Annotated in this window: 22 protein-coding genes; 19 read left to right on the top strand and 3 right to left on the bottom strand. The window is 27.0% G+C overall.

The genetic code is table 11. From position 1 onward, the window contains the following. Window positions 1-292: 292 nt before the first annotated feature. On the bottom strand, window positions 293-940 hold the full coding sequence (locus ABDZ60_RS10945) for a pentapeptide repeat-containing protein (protein WP_343778111.1): 648 nt from the start codon (window positions 938-940) through the stop codon (window positions 293-295). Window positions 941-1201: 261 nt separating this feature from the next. Between ABDZ60_RS10945 and ABDZ60_RS10950 the strand changes: the two genes are divergently transcribed. The 10 genes from ABDZ60_RS10950 to ABDZ60_RS10995 all read left to right on the top strand — a co-directional run bounded on the left by ABDZ60_RS10950 (window position 1202) and on the right by ABDZ60_RS10995 (window position 11656). Next, window positions 1202-3067, top strand: a complete 1866-nt coding sequence (locus tag ABDZ60_RS10950) for a BglG family transcription antiterminator (protein WP_343778113.1) — start codon at window positions 1202-1204, stop codon at window positions 3065-3067. A gap of 14 nt (window positions 3068-3081) precedes the next feature. Then, a complete protein-coding gene (ypdE, locus tag ABDZ60_RS10955; RefSeq protein ID WP_343778115.1) occupies window positions 3082-4107 on the top strand; it encodes an aminopeptidase in 1026 nt (341 codons plus the stop codon). Between the two features lie 11 nt (window positions 4108-4118). Further along, window positions 4119-4445, top strand: coding sequence for a PTS lactose/cellobiose transporter subunit IIA (locus ABDZ60_RS10960; protein WP_016208612.1), 327 nt, complete (start codon window positions 4119-4121; stop codon window positions 4443-4445). Further along, window positions 4442-4780: a PTS sugar transporter subunit IIB gene (locus ABDZ60_RS10965; RefSeq protein WP_047000515.1), complete on the top strand. Its 339-nt coding sequence runs from the start codon at window positions 4442-4444 to the stop codon at window positions 4778-4780. The genes ABDZ60_RS10960 and ABDZ60_RS10965 overlap by 4 nt, the downstream gene beginning before the upstream one ends. 29 nt (window positions 4781-4809) lie before the next feature. Next, entirely contained in the window at window positions 4810-6120 is a 1311-nt protein-coding gene (locus tag ABDZ60_RS10970) for a PTS sugar transporter subunit IIC (protein ID WP_016208610.1), read from the top strand. A gap of 48 nt (window positions 6121-6168) precedes the next feature. Then, entirely contained in the window at window positions 6169-7254 is a 1086-nt protein-coding gene (locus ABDZ60_RS10975) for a M24 family metallopeptidase (RefSeq protein WP_343778118.1), read from the top strand. Between the two features lies 1 nt (window position 7255). Next, the gene (locus ABDZ60_RS10980; protein ID WP_343778120.1) at window positions 7256-8440 is read left to right on the top strand and encodes a MalY/PatB family protein; all 1185 of its coding nucleotides are present in this window, start codon (window positions 7256-7258) and stop codon (window positions 8438-8440) included. A gap of 212 nt (window positions 8441-8652) precedes the next feature. After that, window positions 8653-9528, top strand: coding sequence for a PH domain-containing protein (locus ABDZ60_RS10985; protein ID WP_343778123.1), 876 nt, complete (start codon window positions 8653-8655; stop codon window positions 9526-9528). A 256-nt stretch (window positions 9529-9784) separates the two neighbouring features. After that, entirely contained in the window at window positions 9785-10801 is a 1017-nt protein-coding gene (locus tag ABDZ60_RS10990; RefSeq protein ID WP_343778125.1) for an oxidoreductase, read from the top strand. Window positions 10802-10945: 144 nt separating this feature from the next. After that, window positions 10946-11656 carry an SDR family oxidoreductase gene (locus ABDZ60_RS10995; protein WP_047000521.1) on the top strand — a complete coding sequence of 237 codons (711 nt, stop codon included), beginning with the start codon at window positions 10946-10948 and terminating at the stop codon, window positions 11654-11656. Window positions 11657-11878: 222 nt separating this feature from the next. Here ABDZ60_RS10995 and ABDZ60_RS11000 read toward each other — a convergent pair whose 3' ends face one another. Beyond that, window positions 11879-12343, bottom strand: a complete 465-nt coding sequence (locus ABDZ60_RS11000; RefSeq protein WP_343778128.1) for a GreA/GreB family elongation factor — start codon at window positions 12341-12343, stop codon at window positions 11879-11881. A gap of 172 nt (window positions 12344-12515) precedes the next feature. Between ABDZ60_RS11000 and ABDZ60_RS11005 the strand changes: the two genes are divergently transcribed. Then, a complete protein-coding gene (locus ABDZ60_RS11005) occupies window positions 12516-13283 on the top strand; it encodes an SDR family NAD(P)-dependent oxidoreductase (RefSeq protein ID WP_343778130.1) in 768 nt (255 codons plus the stop codon). Window positions 13284-13367: 84 nt separating this feature from the next. Here ABDZ60_RS11005 and ABDZ60_RS11010 read toward each other — a convergent pair whose 3' ends face one another. Next, window positions 13368-13691 (bottom strand): hypothetical protein, encoded by a 324-nt coding sequence (locus ABDZ60_RS11010; protein WP_016208601.1) that lies wholly within the window; start codon window positions 13689-13691, stop codon window positions 13368-13370. Window positions 13692-13913: 222 nt separating this feature from the next. Here ABDZ60_RS11010 and ABDZ60_RS11015 point away from each other — a divergent pair, with 222 nt between their 5' ends. From ABDZ60_RS11015 to ABDZ60_RS11050, 8 genes are all read left to right on the top strand, one after another. Then, window positions 13914-14066 (top strand): hypothetical protein, encoded by a 153-nt coding sequence (locus ABDZ60_RS11015; protein ID WP_425544858.1) that lies wholly within the window; start codon window positions 13914-13916, stop codon window positions 14064-14066. 137 nt (window positions 14067-14203) lie between these two features. Then, window positions 14204-14548 carry a hypothetical protein gene (locus tag ABDZ60_RS11020; RefSeq protein ID WP_016208599.1) on the top strand — a complete coding sequence of 115 codons (345 nt, stop codon included), beginning with the start codon at window positions 14204-14206 and terminating at the stop codon, window positions 14546-14548. A 233-nt stretch (window positions 14549-14781) separates the two neighbouring features. Continuing rightward, window positions 14782-15510, top strand: coding sequence for a M15 family metallopeptidase (locus tag ABDZ60_RS11025; RefSeq protein ID WP_343778133.1), 729 nt, complete (start codon window positions 14782-14784; stop codon window positions 15508-15510). A gap of 20 nt (window positions 15511-15530) precedes the next feature. Then, complete coding sequence (locus ABDZ60_RS11030; RefSeq protein ID WP_016208597.1) at window positions 15531-16223, top strand: response regulator transcription factor; 693 nt, start codon at window positions 15531-15533, stop codon at window positions 16221-16223. Then, window positions 16213-17328 carry a sensor histidine kinase gene (locus ABDZ60_RS11035; RefSeq protein ID WP_016208596.1) on the top strand — a complete coding sequence of 372 codons (1116 nt, stop codon included), beginning with the start codon at window positions 16213-16215 and terminating at the stop codon, window positions 17326-17328. Before ABDZ60_RS11030 ends, ABDZ60_RS11035 begins: the two co-directional genes overlap by 11 nt. Window positions 17329-17342: 14 nt before the next feature. Beyond that, window positions 17343-17873 (top strand): VanZ family protein, encoded by a 531-nt coding sequence (locus ABDZ60_RS11040; protein WP_343778136.1) that lies wholly within the window; start codon window positions 17343-17345, stop codon window positions 17871-17873. Between the two features lie 315 nt (window positions 17874-18188). Further along, on the top strand, window positions 18189-19565 hold the full coding sequence (gene trkA / locus ABDZ60_RS11045) for a Trk system potassium transporter TrkA (RefSeq protein ID WP_016208594.1): 1377 nt from the start codon (window positions 18189-18191) through the stop codon (window positions 19563-19565). After that, complete coding sequence (locus ABDZ60_RS11050) at window positions 19555-21003, top strand: TrkH family potassium uptake protein (RefSeq protein WP_343778138.1); 1449 nt, start codon at window positions 19555-19557, stop codon at window positions 21001-21003. The genes trkA and ABDZ60_RS11050 overlap by 11 nt, the downstream gene beginning before the upstream one ends. The last annotated feature ends 207 nt before the right edge of the window (window positions 21004-21210 follow it).

The following is a 21210-nucleotide window of genomic DNA, read 5'->3' on the forward strand; positions in this document are numbered from 1 at the left end:
ATTATTTTTCTATAAAAATTTCGGCTTAATTTTACCCTCAATATGTATATATTGAGGGTGATTTTTTTGCAAGATTACAAAATAAGGAATCAAAGCTAGTGTTGGTAATTGGGCTTTCTTTTACTATTCTAAGTATATAATAGGTTGGTAGAAGGTATATGAATTAAAATGTGGTAGTCATAAAAACGTCATTATAAGTATAGTAATTTTACTTATAATGACGTTTTTTATTTAAAAAGGAACTGTATTACAACCTTCATAAATTAAGTATTATATGTAACCCTAACGAAAATTAAGATATTGGCATATTTTTAATAAGTTTTATTATATAGCTTAGTGTATAGAAGTCTCTATCTACTTCAGTAGTGATAAAATTCAAGCCTTTAATTAATGTTTCTTCATCAAAATTTTCTAAAAGAATCATAATGTTTAAGTAATTAAGTGATCCATCTTTTGTATCTAGAAGCCTTGAAGATTTTATATACTTATTGTTGAAGGTAGCAAAAGCTGAATTTTTAAGATCTTCACTTATTTCTATTTTAGGCATTTCATCAAAAATTCTTATTTCAGGATTATTAATATCTAAATTTTTAGCTTTACTTATATCTGTTGATACAAATATAGTATTTACAAATTTTGCATCCTTAAAGTCAACATCTTGTAATTTAACAGAGTCAAATATGGTGTTTTCAAAGATTGCATTTTTAAAGTTACTCTTTCTAAAGTTTGTTCCTATAAATTCAGACCATTTAAAACTACATTTCATAAAGCTAGATGATTTGAAGTGTGCTCCCCTAAAATTTACATAATCAAAGTTTGAACCAGCAAAATTACAATTATAGCAATTGCTTCCTTCAAGATTTTGATACATAAAGTTTTTATCTTTCTTTTCTATATTATTATAATGAAAATTTCTTTTTGTTCTTTGGTTTACAGCCATTATTGCCTCCATCTAAATCCATTTGGATATCATAAAATTTATTTTATTTTTGTTTAGCATATTTAATATTAACATATTGTTCAGATTATTACTAATTAATATAAAACATATATTTTTTACTCTTGGGGTTGAAGCCATTTTCAGTTAGAATATAATTTGCACAATATGATGCAATTAATAATCTTTTGTATATTAATAAATTGTTGTATTCTTATATTGTGAAAACGATAACCCAATAAATTTAAAATAGGAGGTGTACTTATGAGAGAACTTAATATTATCAATGATTTGATAGAAGCTAATGGATATTTAACTATAGAATATTTCATTGATAAATATTCTGTTTCCAAAAGGACACTACAAAATGACTTTTCATACTTAACAAATATTTCATTAGAAAAAGGTTTTATACTAATGAAAAAAAGAGGAAAAGGATATCTTATAGAGATAACAAATGATGAAAAATTAAAAAATTTCATCAAAGATTTAGAAAGAATGGATAATAAACCAAAAGTAACTGTAGAAAATATATCAGCGTATATAGCATTAAAGGAAAGTTACATAACAATTGAAGAGATAGTTGAAGAATTTAATAGCAGTAAGTCTTTAATAAACAAATTTAAGGTAGATGTTGATAATTATCTAAAAGAATATAATCTTACAGTAGAAAGAAAAGCTCATTATGGAGTGAAAGTTAATGAATCTTTAGAAAAAAGAAAAGATTTAATTGTTAATCTTTATTTAAAAGAAAATGAAGTTATTAGGAAATATATTGATAAAATTATTGGGCAGGAATTTACTTATATAAAAAAAGCATTAATTGATGAAATAAAGAAAGAAAACTTAATAATTGATTATTCAGAACTAAAGGAAATATTAGCTTGGTTAAAAATAACGATATATATTAATTTGAAATATAAGAAGTTATTAATAAAAGATACACAGAACAACTTAGAGCTTGCCATGAAAGAAAAATATAATGTAGGATTTTTTGAAGAAGATAAAAAAGAACTTTATAAACTAATAAACATGAAGACTAAAAAAGAAAAAGAAGACTTTGAAGATTTAAAACAGTTACCATCTGATATATGTGAATTTTTGCAAGAGTTAGATGAAAAAAATAACACATCATTTAATAAGGATGAAGATTTTAAAAGATTGTTAACACTTCATATAAATTCACTAATAAACAGACTTAAATTTAAAGTGGCTTATACTAACCCAATTGTAGATGAACTATCTATAAAGTATGCTTCAATATTTAATATGGCAATTTCATTTGGAGAAATGCTAGAAAGAAAATATGGAATTAAACCAACACGAGATGAAATAGGCTTCATAACTACTCATTTTGCGGTGCATATGGAAAAAGAATTTACAAATAAGCTTAAAAAATATAATAAAATTGCAATTGTCTGTTCATCAGGAGGGGGAAGCGCGTATTTAACTAAACTCAAGTTAAGCAGTTTATTTAATATATCTAAAATAGAGACATTTTCAATAGTTCAATTAAAAGAACTAGAAGAATATAATCCAGATATCATATTTGCTACTATTGAGATTACCTCAAATCTTCAAGTGCCTTTAATATATATCAAAGAACTTTTAGATGATTATGATATTTTGAAAATAAAGCAATTAGTAAGTTTAGATAAAATAGATAAGGTATTTATAAGTAAAACTAAAGATTATTATATTAAACGCTTTTTTAATCCAAGTTACTTTATTATATCTGAAAATGAAAAAGATTATATAAAGACTATAGAAAGTATGGCTAAGAAAATTGAAGAAGATGGTGTTGGAGGAAAAAACTATACTGATTTAGTTTTAAGGAGAGAATCTTTTTCTTCAACAGTTTATTTAAATGGGGTTGCAATACCCCATCCAATTGAAATGATAGGAAATAAAGATATAGTTTTTATAAATATATTAAAGAATCCAATTAAAGTTAATAACAAAAAAATAAATGTAATATTTATGGTTTCTCTTCAAAAAGAAAATTTAGAGTTACATAAAGAAATTACAAGAGATTTATTTGAAATTATGAATGATAAAAAAATGATACAAGATATATTGAAAGTAAACAGCTTCAAGGAGTTTATAGCATTAATAAGCAAAAAGATGTAGGAGGTGATACACATTTGGATATAGATTTATTAAAAAGAATATGTGAGGTAGATTCAATAGCATCTAATGAACAAGAGATTAGAGATATACTTTCAAAAAATATTATAGGAGAAATATCTTATGATGGAATTGGAAGCATGATTGTAAATCACAAAGGAAATGGTCCTAAATTAATGTTTTGTGCACATATGGATGAAGTTGGCTTTATGGTAAAGAGTATTAGTGACATTGGTATGATAAATTTAATTTGCATTGGTGGAGTTAAAGATTCTGCAAAATCTTTTCAAAAGGTTATCATTACTAATGATGATGGAGTTAAAATTAAAGGTTTAATGAATTGCTCTTTTGATGAAAATCATAAGGTAAAAGACCTTTATGTTGATATTGGATTAAGCAGTAGAGAAGAAGTTTTAGATTTAGGAATAAATGTAGGGGATATGGTTACCTTTGATAGCAAAAGTGAAATGATAAATAAAAATATACTAATGGCAAAAGCTTTAGATGATAGAGTTGGATGTTATGTTTTAAAGGAGGTAGATAAAAAACTAAAGGATATTAATCATGAAAATGATATATATTTATGTTTTACAAGTTCAGAAGAAGTTGGTACAAGAGGTGGAAAGTGTTGTGCAGATAAAATAAATCCAGATATTATATTTGCAATTGATGTAGCTTGTGCACCAGATTTAGTCAGAAATTATACTAATCAACGCCAGATATCAAAGGGGTGTATGATAGTTCATTATGATAAAACAATGATACCAAATAAAAAATTACTTAGATGGATCAAAAAAATGGCAAAGGATAATAATATTGATTTTCAATGTGATATGTTTAGAGGTGGCGGTACAGATGCAGCTCAAGCACATTTAAGTAATGGAGGAAAACTTAGCATTGTACTTGGAATACCTTTAAGATATTGTCATGGAAGTTATTCAATGACTGATTTAAGAGATGTTGAAGGTTTAATAAATTTAATCATATATGTAATAAAAGCTTTTACAAAAGAAGAATATAGCAATATTTCAAGTTACGAATAGGAGGGGTAAAGATGAGTGAATTAGAAATGCAAATATTACAAATTATATCAGCAGCAGGAGATAGTAAAGCAAAGGCATTCCAAGCTTTTCAGAAAATCCAGGAGTCTGACTACGAAGGAGCAAGAGCTCTTTTAAAGGAAGCAAGAGATATTGATCTCGAGGCTCATAAAGCTCAGACTGAATTAATTAGAAAGGAGCTTTCACAAGATGATGGAGAAAAATTACCAGTAAGTTTACTTATGGTACACGCTCAAGATCATTATATGTCTTCACAACTTGTGAGAGATCTTATAGAAAAAATAATAGATGTATTTGAATCTAAGGAGGTTAAAAAATGAGAATAGTATTATGTTGCGCAGGTGGTTTTTCAACTACAATGTTAATGGACAGTATGAAAAAAACAGTAAGGGCAAGTAAAAAGTTAAATGAGGAGGATTTTGAATTTGTAGCAATTCCAGTAGATTTGTTAGAACATGAGGCAGATAATTGTGATGTAGTTGTGGTTGGGCCACAAATTGCACACAAACTAGATTATATCAAAAAGATTATTGATCCAAAAAAAATTCCGTATACAGTCATAGACCAAGATACTTACGGGAAAATGGATGGAGCAACAGCATTTAAGATGGCCTTACTTGCTTATAGAAAAGCTCAACTGGATAATAAACAATAATTTAATAAATAATAAAAGGGGAGAAAATTATGTTTAAAGCATTTGAAGCATTTATGAACAAATATCTAACTCCAATAGCAAGAAAAATGGATAAGCAACCACATCTAAATGCAATTAAAAAATCAATGGTAGCAATGACTCCGATATTAATTATAGGTAGCTTATGTTTGATTCCAGAAGCAATTGCTAATATGATTGGTGTAGAAACAGGTATAGGTAAATTCATAGTAAACAATATGGACAATTTCTACTTACCATTTTATCTTACAATAGGTATGATGGGCCTATATGTCTGTTTATGTATTACTTATTTCTTAGGTGAGCATTATAAATTATACGTTCCAGGATGTATGGTTTTAGGTGCCGTTGGATTTCTTTTACTTACATTTACTTTCACTGAAGATGGAGGTATGAGTATAAAGTATCTAGGAACTAAAGGGTTATTTATGGCAATGATCTCAGGTATTATAGCAGTTCAATTATATCATTGGTGTAAGAAGAAAAACTTCACAATACGTATGCCAGAAAATGTACCAGATTTTGTTTCAAGATCTTTTGAATTAATACCAACAACAGTAATTATAGTTGGAGTTTTTGCAGCAATCAGATTTACTAGTTTAGCAATTTTTGATGTATTACCTCCAGAAGTTTTAACAAGATTCTTAGCACCATTAGTTGGATCATTAGATAATCCATTTGTATTCGTATTCATTACTTTTCTTAGTTGTTTATTATTCTTTTTCGGAATACATCCATCAGTATTATCACCAATTACAGCACCAATAGCAGCTCAATTTTTAGCAGAAAATATTGAAGCTATGGCTAGTGGGCAAGCATTACCTCACTTTTATACAGGAGGTATGACTAGTGCTTTTGCAAACTTCACAGGTACAGGAGTTACCTTTGGTTTAGTATTTTGGTTCTTATTATCAAAAAACAAAGCATATAAACGTGTAGGACAAGTATCTATAATACCAGCTTTATTTGGTATAAATGAACCTATATTATTTGGAGCACCAATAGTACTTAATCCAACATTTTTCTTACCATATGTTATAGGTGGTACTATTTTAGGAACATTCCCAGCATTTTTAATGTGGGCTGGAATTTTAGCAAAACCATTTTTTAACCCTCCATATGTTGGAGTATTTTTAGAAGGCTTTTTAGTTAATGGAGACTGGGTAACAATAGTTGTAAATGCATTACAAATGATAGGATCAGTACTAATATGGTATCCATTCTTCAAGTTATATGAAAAACAAGAAACAGTAAGAGATTCAGTAGAAGAATCAAAAATATCAGAAGAAGATCAAGCACTTTTAGATGACTTAGATTTTTAAAAATAAAGGGGAAGTTAAGCTTCCCCTTTAAGATTAGAGGAGGATATTATGGCTAAACATATTAATAAAATAAAAGAGCTTCTTAATATACTAAATATTGATGCAGCTTTAATAAAATCCAAAACAATTAAGAAGTATTTAGATACCGTGACTGGTAGTGGGATACATCTCTTTATAACAAAAGATAAATCATACGCTATATTGGATGGAAGATATGTAGAGGAAGTAAAAGAAAAAGAAAGTGATTTTGAAATAATAGAGAACACACCAGCAAAATCTCAAAAGTCACATTTTGATATTATAAATAATATTATGAATGAACATAATTATAAGGTTTTAGGGATAGAAGCTAGCTCATATTCAATAACTGATTATGAAAAACTTAAGAACTATAACTTTAGTGTATTTCTTATTGAAGAAGAACTTAATGAGGTAAGAATTTTAAAAGATAAACATGAAATAGATGTAATAAAAAAGGCTTGTAAAATTACAGATGATATATTTTCCAAGGTTTTAAAGCATATTAAGGTTGGAGTTAGTGAAAGAGAAATCAATGCATGGATACAATATTACTCATTAATTTCAGGTGCTAATAAAATGTCTTTTGATACAATTGTTACATCAGGCCCTAGGACTGCACTTCCTCATGGAAGGCCTACAGATAGAAAAATAAATTCTAATGAACCAATAATGATAGACTTTGGAATAGAGTATGAGAACTACCAATCTGATATGACTAGAATGATATTTATAGGAGAACCAAGTGAGGAAATAAAAAACATATATGAAACTGTTAAGAGAGCTCAAAAGGCTGGGGTAGATGCAATTAAGACAGGTGCTTTATCTAGAGATGTAGATAAGGTAGCAAGAGATATAATTATTAATGCAGGGTATGGTGAATACTACAATCATGGACTTGGTCATGGAATAGGAATTGGGGATGGAGCAGAGCAACCATATTTAAATCAAAGTTCTAATGTTATCTTAAAAGACAATATGATAATGTCATGCGAACCAGGAATATATATACCGGGTTTAGGGGGAGTACGTATAGAGGATGATGTTTTAATTAAAGATGGGATAGGAGTTCCACTTAATAATACAACTAAAGAAATGATAATTTTGGAGGAATAATATGAAGCATAATTTTGATGAAGAAAATAATCGTCTAAATACATATTGTACTCAATGGGACTATATTCAAGATCGTTTTAATAAAAAGGATTTAATTCCTTTTTCTATATCAGATACTGATTTTAAGGTGCCATTACCAGTGTACCAAAAATTAAATAAAGTGTTAGAACATCAGATTTATGGATATTCTAGGTGGAATCATGATGACTTTAAGGGAGCTATAGCCAACCATTATATAAAAAAATTTAATTGTGATGTAAATCTAGATTGGATATTATACAGCCCTTCAGTTATGTATTCAGTAGCAGTATTAATTAGGATGTTATGCAAAGAAGGAGAAAAAATAGCAACATTTAATCCTATGTATGATGCATTTTTTAATGTCATTGAAGAAAATAAAAGGACATTAGTAAAAATTCAATTATATAATGATAATGGAAACCTTTATTTTAGTATAGATGAATTTGAAGATAAGATTAAAACTTGCAAGGTTTTATTATTATGTTCACCTCATAATCCAACAGGAAGAGTGTGGAAAGAAAATGAATTAAGCATTATAATAAATCTTTGTAAGAAATATAATGTAAAGATAATTAGTGATGAAATTCATAGTGATATAGTTTTTAAAGGAAATAAACATACACCTATTATTTCATATTTAAATGAATATAATGATGTATATTTAGTATCATCAGGAAGCAAAACATTCAATTATCCAGGCTTAATTGGATCTTACGCAATAATTCCAGATAAAAAAATATATGAACAATTTATCAAACAAACAAGAAGTAAAGACTTCTTGAATTCAGTAAGTATTCTTGGAATGTATGCTACAATGATTTCATATAATGAATGTGATTATTATGTAAAAGATCTTATTGAATATGTAGATAAAAATATGGAATATGTTAAGAATTTTATAGAAGAAAACTTTAAAGATATAGTTTTTACAAAACCAGAAGGCACATATTTAGCCTGGATAGATTGCAGAAAAGTTCCTTTTTCTAGTGATGAAATTCAAGAGGCTTTAGTAAATGTTGGTGGAGTTGGAATAATGAAGGGCGAAGTTTATGGAGGAGAAAAATACCTTCGTTTAAATTGTGGATGTACACTATCTAAGCTTAAAATTGGAATGGAAAGATTCAAAAAGAGTTTTGATTATCTTTATAATTTGAATAAATTATAAGAAAAGATATAAAGAAATATTTAGAAAAAACTGTTATATTAAAAATATAGCAGTTTTTTATTTTATTATAGTTATACTAGATAAAAATATAAATTAAGTTTTGCGTAATAAAATCATTGGAAAAGTTTACATAATGGAAGTTTGATGATAATATAAATTATAGAGTAAATAGAAGTTATATTAAAAAAATTATAAGGGTATGGTGGTTTAGAGTGAAAGAGTACAAGGGTTATGGAGGAAATAAAGTAACTATTGATGGAGAAAATATATTAATTAAACAAGCAGTACAAAAAGAGGAATGCAATTTTAATGATATTAAGAGTGTAAATTTTGTGGCACCAACATTATTCAAAAATGGAATGGTCATAATTACTACCCAAAAAGCTTCATATAAAGTTATATTTCTAAAAAAAAGTTTAAATGAATTTAAAGAATTATATGATTATATATACCAAAAAATATATATAAAAAGTAATGATTCTGCAGGATTTTCTAGCCAAGAGGATAATAAGAATGAAATTTCAAGAAATGCAAATGATATGTATCAATATTGTATAGATAATAACTACGGAATGGGACTAGATAAGAGTTGGTCATTAAAGCATTTTCAATTAATAGAAAATGCTTTAAGTTCAGATGAAAAAGTACTAATGTGTTTTATTGGTCTTCATAATTATGTTAGCAGTGGTAAACATGATTCTAATTTTGCCTATGCTGTTACTAATAAAAGAATTATCATGGCACAAAAGAAGATGGTTGGAGAAATAATTCAAACTATATCATTAAAAAATGTTAATGATATTACTATGACAACAGGTGCAATAACTGGTATTATTACTATAGATACTATAAAGGAAACTTTTAATGTTTCAATAAATAAAAGTGCAGTAAGAAAAATTAATGATAAAATACATGAATTACTTTTAGATATACAGGAATCTAAACCAAATTCATCAGCACAGACAACAACTTCAGAGAAGAATTGTAGTTCAGCAGATGAGATTTTAAAGTTTAAAAATTTATTGGACATGGGGGTTATTACCGAAGAGGAGTTTAATATTAAGAAAAAACAACTCCTAGGTATTTAATTGACCTATAGAACTATCGACCATATATAAGAATAATTTTATAATATTTATATTGCAAACCTAAAATAAACCCACGAGAATATACATAATAGATTCTCGTGGGTTTTAAGTTTTATTCTAGTAGTTGGAATTTAGAATATAATTCATTTAAATGGGATTATGAACTAGGAGGAAAGGTTATTAATATTTAAATATCTGCAATATTCTATAAATATGATATAATTTTTATAAAATATAAATTTTACGGGGGATAAATATGATTACAATTGGCTATATAGGAAATGGGAAAAGTACTAATAGATATCATTTGCCATTTGTTTTACAAAGAAAAAATATAAATATAAAGACAATATATCAAAGGAATCCTAAAAATGAATCTTGGGATAGAATAAATGGAGTAAAGTATACATCAGATTTAGATGAATTATTAAATGATAAGGATATACAATTAATAGTAGTTTGTACAAGACAAGATAGTCATTATGATTATGCAAAATTAGTATTAGAGCATAATAAGCATTGTTTAGTTGAAAAGCCATTTATGAAAACTTATGATGAAGCAAAAGAAATATTTGATTTAGCAAAGGAAAAAGGTCTAATAGTTCAAGCATATCAAAATAGAAGATTTGATAGTGACTTTTTAACGGCACAAAAGGTAATAGAAGAAGGAAAACTTGGAGAATTACTAGAACTTGAAATGCATTTTGATTATTATCGTCCAGAGGTACCAGAATCAACTAATAGTTTTTCACCATATGATTCATATTTTTATGGTCATGCTTGTCATACATTAGATCAAGTTATAAGCTATTTTGGTGAGCCTTATAAAATTAATTATGATGTTAGACAATTATTAGGAACAGGCAGAATGAACGATTATTTTGATTTAGATTTATATTATGGACAATTAAAAGTATCTGTAAAATCTAGTTATTTTAGAATAAAAGAAAGACCTAGTTTTGTTTTATATGGGAAAAAAGGATGTTTTGTAAAAGAAACTAAGGATCGTCAAGAAGAGCATTTAAAGATGTTTTATATGCCAACAAATAAGGACTTTGGAGTAGATTCTTTTAATCATTATGGAACATTAACATATATAGATGATGAAGGAACAATTCATGAGGAAAAAGTTAAATCTGTTAAAGGTGATTATGGAAGAGTATATGATGATTTATATGAAGTAATAGTGAATAATAAAAATAAAACTATAACAGATGAACAAACACTACTACAATTAAGGATATTGGAAGAAGGAATAAAGAATTTAAAGTAAGATAATCATTGTAGAGAGAGAGTTAAATTTATTATATTAAATATATTTTGACTTTAAATTTAATAGTATTGGTCTAGATGAATATGCTTATATTTTGATTTAGTACTATAAAGTTATGAAACTAATAGGGCGGTGTATTGGTATATGAAAGTTACATTAATTACGGGAGCTGCAAAGGGAATAGGATACCACTTAGCAAAAGGTTTTGCTGATAAAGGCTATAAAGTAATTGCAATTGATATTTTAGATGTTAAATACAATGATGAAAACATTGATTTTTATAGAGCTGATTTAAAAAATGAAAGTGAAGTAAAAGATGTTTTTTCTAAGGCTATTGAAAGATATGGGTCTATTCATATATTGATAAATAATGGAGCAATAAGCTCATATAGTAAATCTATATTTGATATAAATGTAGGAGAATTTGATAATGTTATAAATACCAATTTAAGAGGTAGCTTTATTTGTTGTAAAGAATTTGTAAAAGCAAATAAGGGAGAGAATTTTGGGCGAATTATAAATATAGCTTCAACTAGATATAATCAAAATGAAGCTGATTGGGAAGCATACGGAGCCTCAAAAGGTGGAATTGTTTCATTAACAAATAGTCTAGTTATATCTTTATCAAATACACCTATAACTGTAAATACTATAAGTCCAGGATGGATACAAGTAGATAATTATGAATACCTTAGAGAAATAGATCATAAGCAGCATCCATCAGGAAGGGTAGGAAAGCCAAGTGATATATTAAGAACGTGTTTATTTTTATGTGAAGAAGATAGTGATTTTATAAATGGTGCCAATATAATTGTAGATGGCGGAATGACTAAAAAGATGATCTATGAAGAATAATTGTAATAAAATGCGAAGCATTTTTCAGTTCACAGTTCACAAGGCACAGTGCACAGTTGTTTTAATTTTTTCATTCTTTCATTTATAAATTGCTTTGCAATTTATATCATAACCTGTTCCCTGTTACTTTATTCCAAAAACTGTGAACTGTGAACTGTGCGCTGTGAACTATATAAATTGCTTCGCAATTTAAAACTATTGTGCTATAGGTACTTTTCTGTATTATAAAATTTCTAATATTTCAACAGTATATTTGTCTTCAGGAGCAGCAACTTCAACAATGTCTCCAACTTTTCTGCCTTTTAGAGCTAAGCCTAAATCTGACTCTATGCTTATGCACATATTTTCAGGGTCTGAGTCCATAACAGTAACTAAAGTTATAACATCTTCAAAATCATCTTCAACAAATTTAATTTTAGCTTTACTATTAATTCCTAAAGCACATTTATCAATTTTTTCATCATCTACAACAGTTGCTGTTGAAATCATATTTAATAAGTATTGGATTCTATTATCATTTTCTCTATAATTTGCACAAGCTTCCTTATATTCAGCATTTTCTGATCTATCTCCATGTGCAGCTGCTATTGCCTTTTCCTTTGCAATTTCAGCTCTTTTCACTGTCATTCTATATTCTAATTCTTCTCTTAGCTTTTTTATGTTTTCCTCAGTTAATGTATTATTCATAAAATTAACCCCCTCAAAAGATATCATGCTAATATTATATAATATATATGTAAAAAGAAAAGATTATTTATAAAAAAAGAAATATTGATACAAACTGTAATTAAGACTTTTTTGCAAGAAGCAAATATATAATATAATGTACGAATAAATTTAAATTATGGGAGGTATAGATATGTTCGAATTAAAGGGGAAAATTGCAGTTGTTACGGGTGCTTCAAGTGGGCTTGGAAGAGATGCGGCATTGGCATATGCTAATGAAGGAGCAAATGTTTGTGTATTAGCAAGAAGAGTTGAAAAAATAGAAAGCTTAGCGAAGGAAATAAAAAACTTAGGGGTAGAGTCTATTGCTCTTAAATGCGATGTTACTAAGGAAGAAGAAATTAGAACAGCAGTAGAAGCTATTATTAATAGGTTTGGAAGAATTGATATTTTACTAAATAATGCAGGAATAGCTGTACGTGGTGGTGTAGATACTCTTAGTGAAGAAGATTGGGATAAGAGTATGGATACTAATGTAAAAGGTATTTATTTAGTTAGTAAGTATGTTATTCCAATTATGAAAAATCAAAATTACGGTAAAGTAGTTAATATAAGTTCTATTAATGCGTTATTAGCAGATAAAAGTGATATATTTATTAGACACTCTTATAATGCATCTAAAGCAGCCGTTTTAGGATTATCAAAAGGTATGGCTGCATCTTATGCGAAATTTGGAATAACAGTAAATTCTATCTGTCCAGGTTTATTTGAATCAGAAATGACAGAAGATACATTATTTAAATCTCAAGAATTTTTAAAGAGCTATAATATGCTTTGTCCAGCATCTAGACCTGCTAAAAAGGGTGAATTAAATGGAACTATTTTATATTTTTCTTCTGACGCATCCAGTTATGTTACAGGACAACATATTGTGGTAGATGGAGGATTATCAATAGTTTAAAGTAGATAAAAATTTACCTCTAACTATTTTTCTTTGAAAAATATAAGAAGGGCGATTAATCACCCTATATTTTCGTAATTTATCTTAGAATATTCTTTTGCAATTGAGGAATGAAAAAAGAGAAGTTCGTTCAACAGAAGAACCCCATTTCTTATCATAAATGCAGCTTATATCATCACCAATTAACTTTGCAGCTTTATATACTCCAGGTACATCGTAGTAAGACGCAACAACATAAAATATATTACTGATAGAATTATCCTGATAAAGTTGTAATCCTGCATAATATCTAGGATATTCCTTTAGAAGATATCTATTTAATGATTTACTAAAATCTATATAAGAAGATTCAAGTCCAGGTCTAACGACAATTCTATTTACATTATAGAAGAATTTTGTTGTTTTCATATTAAGCACCTCTTGAATAAAGTTGTTTTATTATAATTTATAATATGTAAAATGTTTGCTTAAAGTTCTTATTAGTTGAAATTTTATGTAACTATCTTCATTATTATAATAAATATATTTATTATAAATTTATTATAATAAGATAATATTATTAAAGAAATATCAATGGTATATACAATACTTGAAAATAATAAAGCTTATAGTATTAGGAAGGAGTTTGAGATGAAAAAGTTATTAGTGGTTATGTTTCAGTCACAATTTAGAAATGTAGAGATAGTAGTTGATGGAAGTCTTTGTGCTAGCTTTAATGAATCATTACATGAAAAGACTTTAGATGTAATAGAAGGATTACAGGGTAAGGTAGTAAATAGATAAATATAATGTTATAAAAATGACTAGTAAACTTATTAATTAGATAAGGGTATTAGTCATTTTTTAAAATATTTTATTACTATATGGGACAGTTAATCTTATAAATGAATACTATAAATACGAAAGGAGTTGGTTAAAAAGTGACTTTAGAAAGAATTGATTACTATAGAGACTTACAACCTTTATATGATCAATGTAAAAAAAATTTATATTATCATAGTATTCTAACAATGACAGATGGGAGTGTGGTGGATGGAATAATTGAAGATGTTGATAATGATAGTATTGTGGTTCTAGTGGGCGAAGATGTTATGGAGCAAGATGATAATGAACCTAACAATCAACAAAGAGATTTTTATAGACGTCCTAGAAGGAGATATAGGCGTTTTAGGAGAAGAAGATTTCCTCTTGGTAATTTAGCAGCATTATCATTATTAGCATATCCTTTCTATGCACCTCCATATCCATACTATCCTTATTACTAGATAAAATACTTATTGGATAAAGAATCTTGAAGGATTATTAATTAATAGTAAAAGGACTAATAATAACTGGAAGTTATCTTTTGTAAGATGATATCTCCAGTTATTATTTTGTAAAAAATCACTCCTCAAAATAATCTTTTACAAAACTTAAGGTTTCGTAAGAAATTTTTATAAGAGTTGTAAGGTGTGTAATTTAAAATTAGCACCATAAGGTTAGAAGAGGAGTGCGAAATATGAAAAGGAAATTAAAGAGATTTCTAATATTTATTTTAATAAGTTTTGGAGTGTTATATTTATCAAAAAATGATATTTTATCTATAAAGGATTTACTTTTTGATGGAAATAAAATTAGTTTAAATGAAAAAGATAATCTAGTAAATGGAAATAATATTAATACAAATAATTATGCTAATACAAATGATTATTTACTATTAGTAAATAAAAATCATGGGTTAAGTAAAAATTATAAACCTGAAAATTTAACTATTCCTAATATAAAATTTACCAATTTAGTAAATAATGAAGAAAAGCATGTTTCAGAAGTTATTATTAAACCATTAGAAAACTTAGTGAATGAAGCTAAGAATGAAGGTATAATATTATTAGGTAATTCTGGATATAGGTCATATAACTCACAAAAGAATCTTTTTAATAATAGAGTAAAATCTCAAGGATTAGAAAATGCTGAATCATATGTAGCTAAACCAGGATTCAGCGAGCATCAAACTGGGTTATGTATTGATATTACAAATGAAAATGAATTTTTAATTCAAGGAACTAAAGAAGGAGATTGGCTTGAAAATAATTGTCATAGATTTGGATTTGTTATAAGATATCCTTTAGGAAAGGAAGATATAACAGGGATTGAGTATGAGCCTTGGCACATAAGATATGTAGGGGAAGAGGCTGCTAAATATATATATGAAAATAAAATTACTTTAGAGGAATATTTAGAAAAGTAATTATTTAATATGGAGGATAAATGAATAATAATATTTTAGTAATAGATGATGAAAAGGAAATAAGAGATTTATTAGAAATAAATCTTAAGAATGAAGGTTATGAAGTTTTTAAAGCAAGTAGTGGAGAAATAGCTTTAGAAATATTAGATAAAGAGGAAATTCATTTAATGGTTCTAGATATAATGATGCCAGGAATGGATGGGTTAGAAGTTTGTAGGAAAGTAAGGCAAAAGTATAATATACCAATACTTATGTTAAGCGCTAAAACAGAAGATATGGATAAAATACAAGGAATTATGACAGGTGCTGATGATTATGTATGTAAGCCATTTAATCATTTAGAACTTACAGTTAGGATAAAAGCATTGCTTAGACGAGCATACTTTTTAAATACTAAGATTCAAAACTTGGAGAATATAATAAGAATCGAATCAATGGTTATAGATAAAAGTAAGCATAAGGTAACAATAGATGATAATGAAGTATCTTTAACAGCAAGAGAATTTGAAATTTTATATTTATTAGCAATAAATAGAGGAAGGGTTTTTAGTACAGAAGAAATATTTGAAAAGGTATGGAAAGAAAGATATTATCAATCTAACAATACTGTAATGGTACATATGAGTAGGCTTAGAGATAAGTTAGAGCAATATATGGAAGGAAATAAAATAATTCACACTGTATGGGGAGTTGGTTATAAAATTGAAAAATAATAAGATATATAGAGTAATACTATCTTCAGTAGCTGATATAATAATTTCTTTAATCCTAACTGCCTTAACGTTTTTTATCTTGAAAATAATATTAAATTATCTATATAAAAATACTGAATATGAATTTGTACAATATATTTGGGCCTTTTGGAGGTTCATAAAGTATAGGGTTTTTGATGGATTTATAGCTATAATCATAGGAGTGTCAATATTTATAATTTTTTATTTATTAATAACGTATAAAAAAACTAAAAGTTTAGTAGACATAATAGAGCAGACTGAAATAATAGCCAAAGGAGACTTAGATAAGTCAATAGAAGTTAATTTTAAAGGAGATATGAAAGTATTAGCGGAAAATATAAATAGTATTTCAACTAAGTTAAAAAATAGAACTGTAGAAGAAAGAATAGCACAAAAAACTAAAAACGACTTAATAACAAATGTTTCACACGACTTAAGAACACCATTAACTTCAATAATGGGATATTTAGAGATTATAGATAGTGATAAATATGGAGATGAGCTCAGGCTTAGATATTATGCTAATATAGCATATGAAAAATCAAAAAGCTTAAATTTACTTATAAACGATTTGTTTGAACTTACTAAAATGCAAAATAATACCATTAAACTAGATAAAAGTGATATTAATTTAGTTGAGCTGTTAGGTCAAGCGGTGGCTTATTTTGAGTGGCAATTTAAAAATTCAAATATGGAATCAAGAGTTGACTTTTCAAATGATAAGTTAATAGTTAATGCAGATGGAGAAAAATTAGTTAGAGCATTTGAAAACTTGCTTACTAATGCAATTAAATATGGTCATGACGGACATTATGTTGATATAGTTACAATGGCTGAAAAAGAGATGGCTATAATTCAAATTATAAATTATGGGCAATCTATACCATCAGTAGAGTTACCTTATATATTTGATAGATTTTATAGAATAGAAAAATCAAGAAATAGTAATATAGGAGGCTCTGGATTGGGCTTATCAATAACAAAAAATATTATAGAGCTTCATAATGGAACTATATCTGCATATAGTGATGATTATAAAACTATATTTGAAGTTAGATTACCAACAAAAGTACAAGAGGTATAAGGATGGAGGACAATATGAAAGATAATAATAAAATAAATAAGTTAACTAATATACTATTTATAATTTATTTGATTGCATTATTTTGGATTATAGTATTTAAATTTAATGTACAATTACCTCCTTTAAGAAATATGAGAAGTGTAAACTTAATTCCATTTAGTGAACCTTTAATATTAAATGGTAAACTTGCTTTTAGCGAAATTATTATGAATATAGTAATTTTTGTACCGTTTGGTATATATGCAGGAATTTTGTTTAAAAGATGGAGTACTGCAAAGAAAATTTTCTTGTTTTTCTTAATTAGTTTGATATGTGAAGTATTTCAATTTATATTGAATGTTGGAGCTTCTGATATTACGGATATAATTAACAACACTTTAGGTGGAATAATTGGAGTATTGATATATATAGGTATTGAAAAAATATTGAAAAACAGTGTTAAGGTAGACAAAGTTATAAATGTAATCGCAACAATAGGAACTATCTTAATGATTCTATTTTTATTAATACTAAAGATGAACAAACTATGGATATTTAGAAAATAAAACTGTATATATTACTAATAAATCACCCAAAAATCCTAGCAATAATTTGCTGGGATTTTTAATACAACAAACTATATAATTTATAGCTTGTAAAAAGTTTCATATTTTCATATTTTTATAAATTTACTTTTGATAAATTGAGATTTTAAATGCCTTTCTTTATTAAATGAAACTATATTTTACTATTTATATAAAAATACATAAAAATAGATTCTAATAATATTTTTTAATATCTTGATAAATATTATTTATAATGTATAATTGTGATATTATACATTATAAATAATATTATAAGAATTACAAGGGAGAAATAAAATGAATATCATTATAGTTGGTGCTGGTAAGGTAGGATATACTTTAGCTAAATATCTATCTATAGACGGGGACAATATAACTATTATAGACAATAAAGATATGGCGTTAGAACATATTAATAATAGTTTGGATGTAATGTGTGTTAAAGGCAACTGTACAAGTCTTAAAGTACTTAATGAGGCGGGGATAAGAGAAACAGATTTATTAATTTCTGTAACTGAGAGTGATGAGTTGAATATGCTTTGTTCCCTTGCATCAAAAAAGTTAGGAGTCAAACATACCATAGCAAGAGTGAGAACTCCGGGATATGATGAAGATATAACGCTACTAACAGCAGCAGTAGGCATAGATTTAGTTATAAATCCTGAAAAGGCTGCAGCAGTAGAAATAGCAAAATTAATAAAATATCCATCAGTTTGTAGTATAGATGATTTTTCAGATGGAAAAGTTAACTTGGTTGGATTTAAAGTATCAGATGATAGTGATCTTGAAGGAAAACAAATAAGTGATATAAGATTTATAAGAGGAAATGTTCTTTTTTGTGGAATTGAGAAAAATGATGAGTTCATAATGCCGAGAGGCGATTATATATTTGAAAAGGATGATAAGGTATACGTCATAGGAGAACATAAGGATATACAAAATTTCTTTAATAAGCTTGGGAAATATAAGAAAAAAGTAAAAAGAGCTATGATTGTAGGCGGAAGCAAAATAGGATATTATCTTGCAAAAATCATAACTGAAGCTGGGGTGAATTGTAAGATAATAGAAAGAGATGTTAAAATATGTGAACAACTTAATGATCTACTACCAAATTCTATAATAATAAATGGTGATGGTATGGATGAGGAGTTATTATTATCAGAAAACTTACTTGAAGTTGATAGTTTTATAACTTTAACTGGACGAGATGAAGACAATATAATAGCATCACTTTTAGCTTATAATAAATCAGTTGATAATGTAATAACAAAAATAACAAGAGATAATTATAAGGATATAGGAAAAGCTGTAGGAATAAATTCTATAGTAAATCCAAAGTTAGTTACTGCATATAAGATTTTAAGATACGTAAGAGCTTTAAAAAATAAGAAAAAAAGTTTCATAGAAAATATATATAGGATATGTAATGATAAAGCAGAAGCAATAGAATTTATAGTAAATAGTGATACTAAAAATATAGGAGAAAAATTTAAAGATATTAAATTTGGAAAAGATACATTGGTTGCAACAATTGTTAGGAATAATAAAATAATTATTCCAACTGGAGATGATTATTTAAAAGTTAACGATAGAGTTATCATAATAACTAAGAATATGAAGGTTTTAAATATTGATGATATCTTCTCTGGAGGTGATAAATGGTATGAACTATAAAATAGTTCTAAAAATTATAGGTAATGTATTAGTATATGAAGCATTACTTTTATTACTTCCATTTGCAATAGCTTTAACCTATTCAGGTGAAGATGCTAATTCATTTTTAATAACAATTGCAATTACACTAATTGTAGCTTTAGTGTTACGTAATATAAAAATTAAAGATAAAAGTATGTACGCAAAGGAAGGCTTTTTGACAGTTGGACTAGCATGGATAGCTATTGCAGCATTTGGTGCCTTACCATTTGTAATTAGTGGATCAATTCCATCATACATAGACGCCTTTTTTGAAACTGTATCAGGATTTACTACAACAGGAGCAACCATACTTACTGAAGTAGAATCTTTGCCAAAGGGAATATTATTTTGGAGAAGTTTAACTCATTGGATAGGTGGAATGGGTTTCCTGATTTTTGTATTAGCATTAGTGCCAACTATTGGATCTAATAGTATTCATTTATTAAAAGCGGAAAGTCCAGGACCTAATCCAGGAAAAATTGTTCCAAAGATAAGGGAAACAGCTAAAATACTATATATTATATATTTGGTGTTAACTATTATTCAAACTATACTGTTAATACTATCGGGTTTATCAGTATATGATTCTGTAATACATGCATTAGGAACAGCTGGAACTGGAGGCTTTTCTAATATGAATTTAAGTGTTGGAGCTTTTAATAATCCAGCAGCTGAATGGATTATTACAATATTTATGATAATATTTGGAGTGAACTTTTCACTGTATTTTCAATTAATAAAAGGAAATATCAAGGGATTCTTTAAAAATGAAGAATTAAAGTATTACTTGCTAATAGTTTTAGTATCTATCGTGTTTATAGCAATAAACATAATAGATTTTAATAATGGAAATATAGGATTGTCAATAAGGCAATCATCATTCCAAGTTGCATCTATTATTTCAACAACTGGATATGCAACAACAGATTTTAATTTGTGGCCATCTCTAAGTAAAACTATAATAATGATACTTATGATAGTGGGAGCAATGGCTGGTTCAACAGCTGGTGGAATAAAGACTATAAGATTAGTAATAATGCTAAAAGCTGTAAGACGTGGAATAGATAAAATACTTCATCCAAAAAGAATACAAAGTGTAAAAATAGATGGTAAAGTAGTAGATGAAGAAACAATATCAGGTGTATTATTATTTATAGCAGCGTATAGCGTAATATATTTAATAGCTTTATTTATAGTTTCTTTTAATGGTTTTGATTTAGTTACTAATATTACATCAGTATTGACTGCCATAAGTAATGTAGGACCTGGTCTAGAGATGGTAGGACCAATGGGGAACTTTTCTAATTTCTCAAAGTTAAGTAAAATTGTTTTATCTTTTTGCATGCTTGCAGGTAGATTAGAGATATATCCTATGTTAATTATGTTTAGTAAGTCAATTTGGAAAAGAACTTATTAAGAATAAAATCGTAGCATTCATTTTATTGAAAGCTACGATTTTTTATTCTTCATATATTTTTCATATTTCTCTGTTATTATGAAGTCTTAGAAAATATTATATATGATAATAACATTAAGAGTATTAGAATAATAATTTTGTAAGCGGTTCAGAAAATAGCGTATTTTAAAAATAAATAAATTACTATATAGTTAAAAGGAGCTCGCA

Origin of the sequence: Clostridium sartagoforme, assembly GCF_039521405.1 — a bacterium.
Taxonomy (GTDB): domain Bacteria; phylum Bacillota; class Clostridia; order Clostridiales; family Clostridiaceae; genus Clostridium; species Clostridium sartagoforme.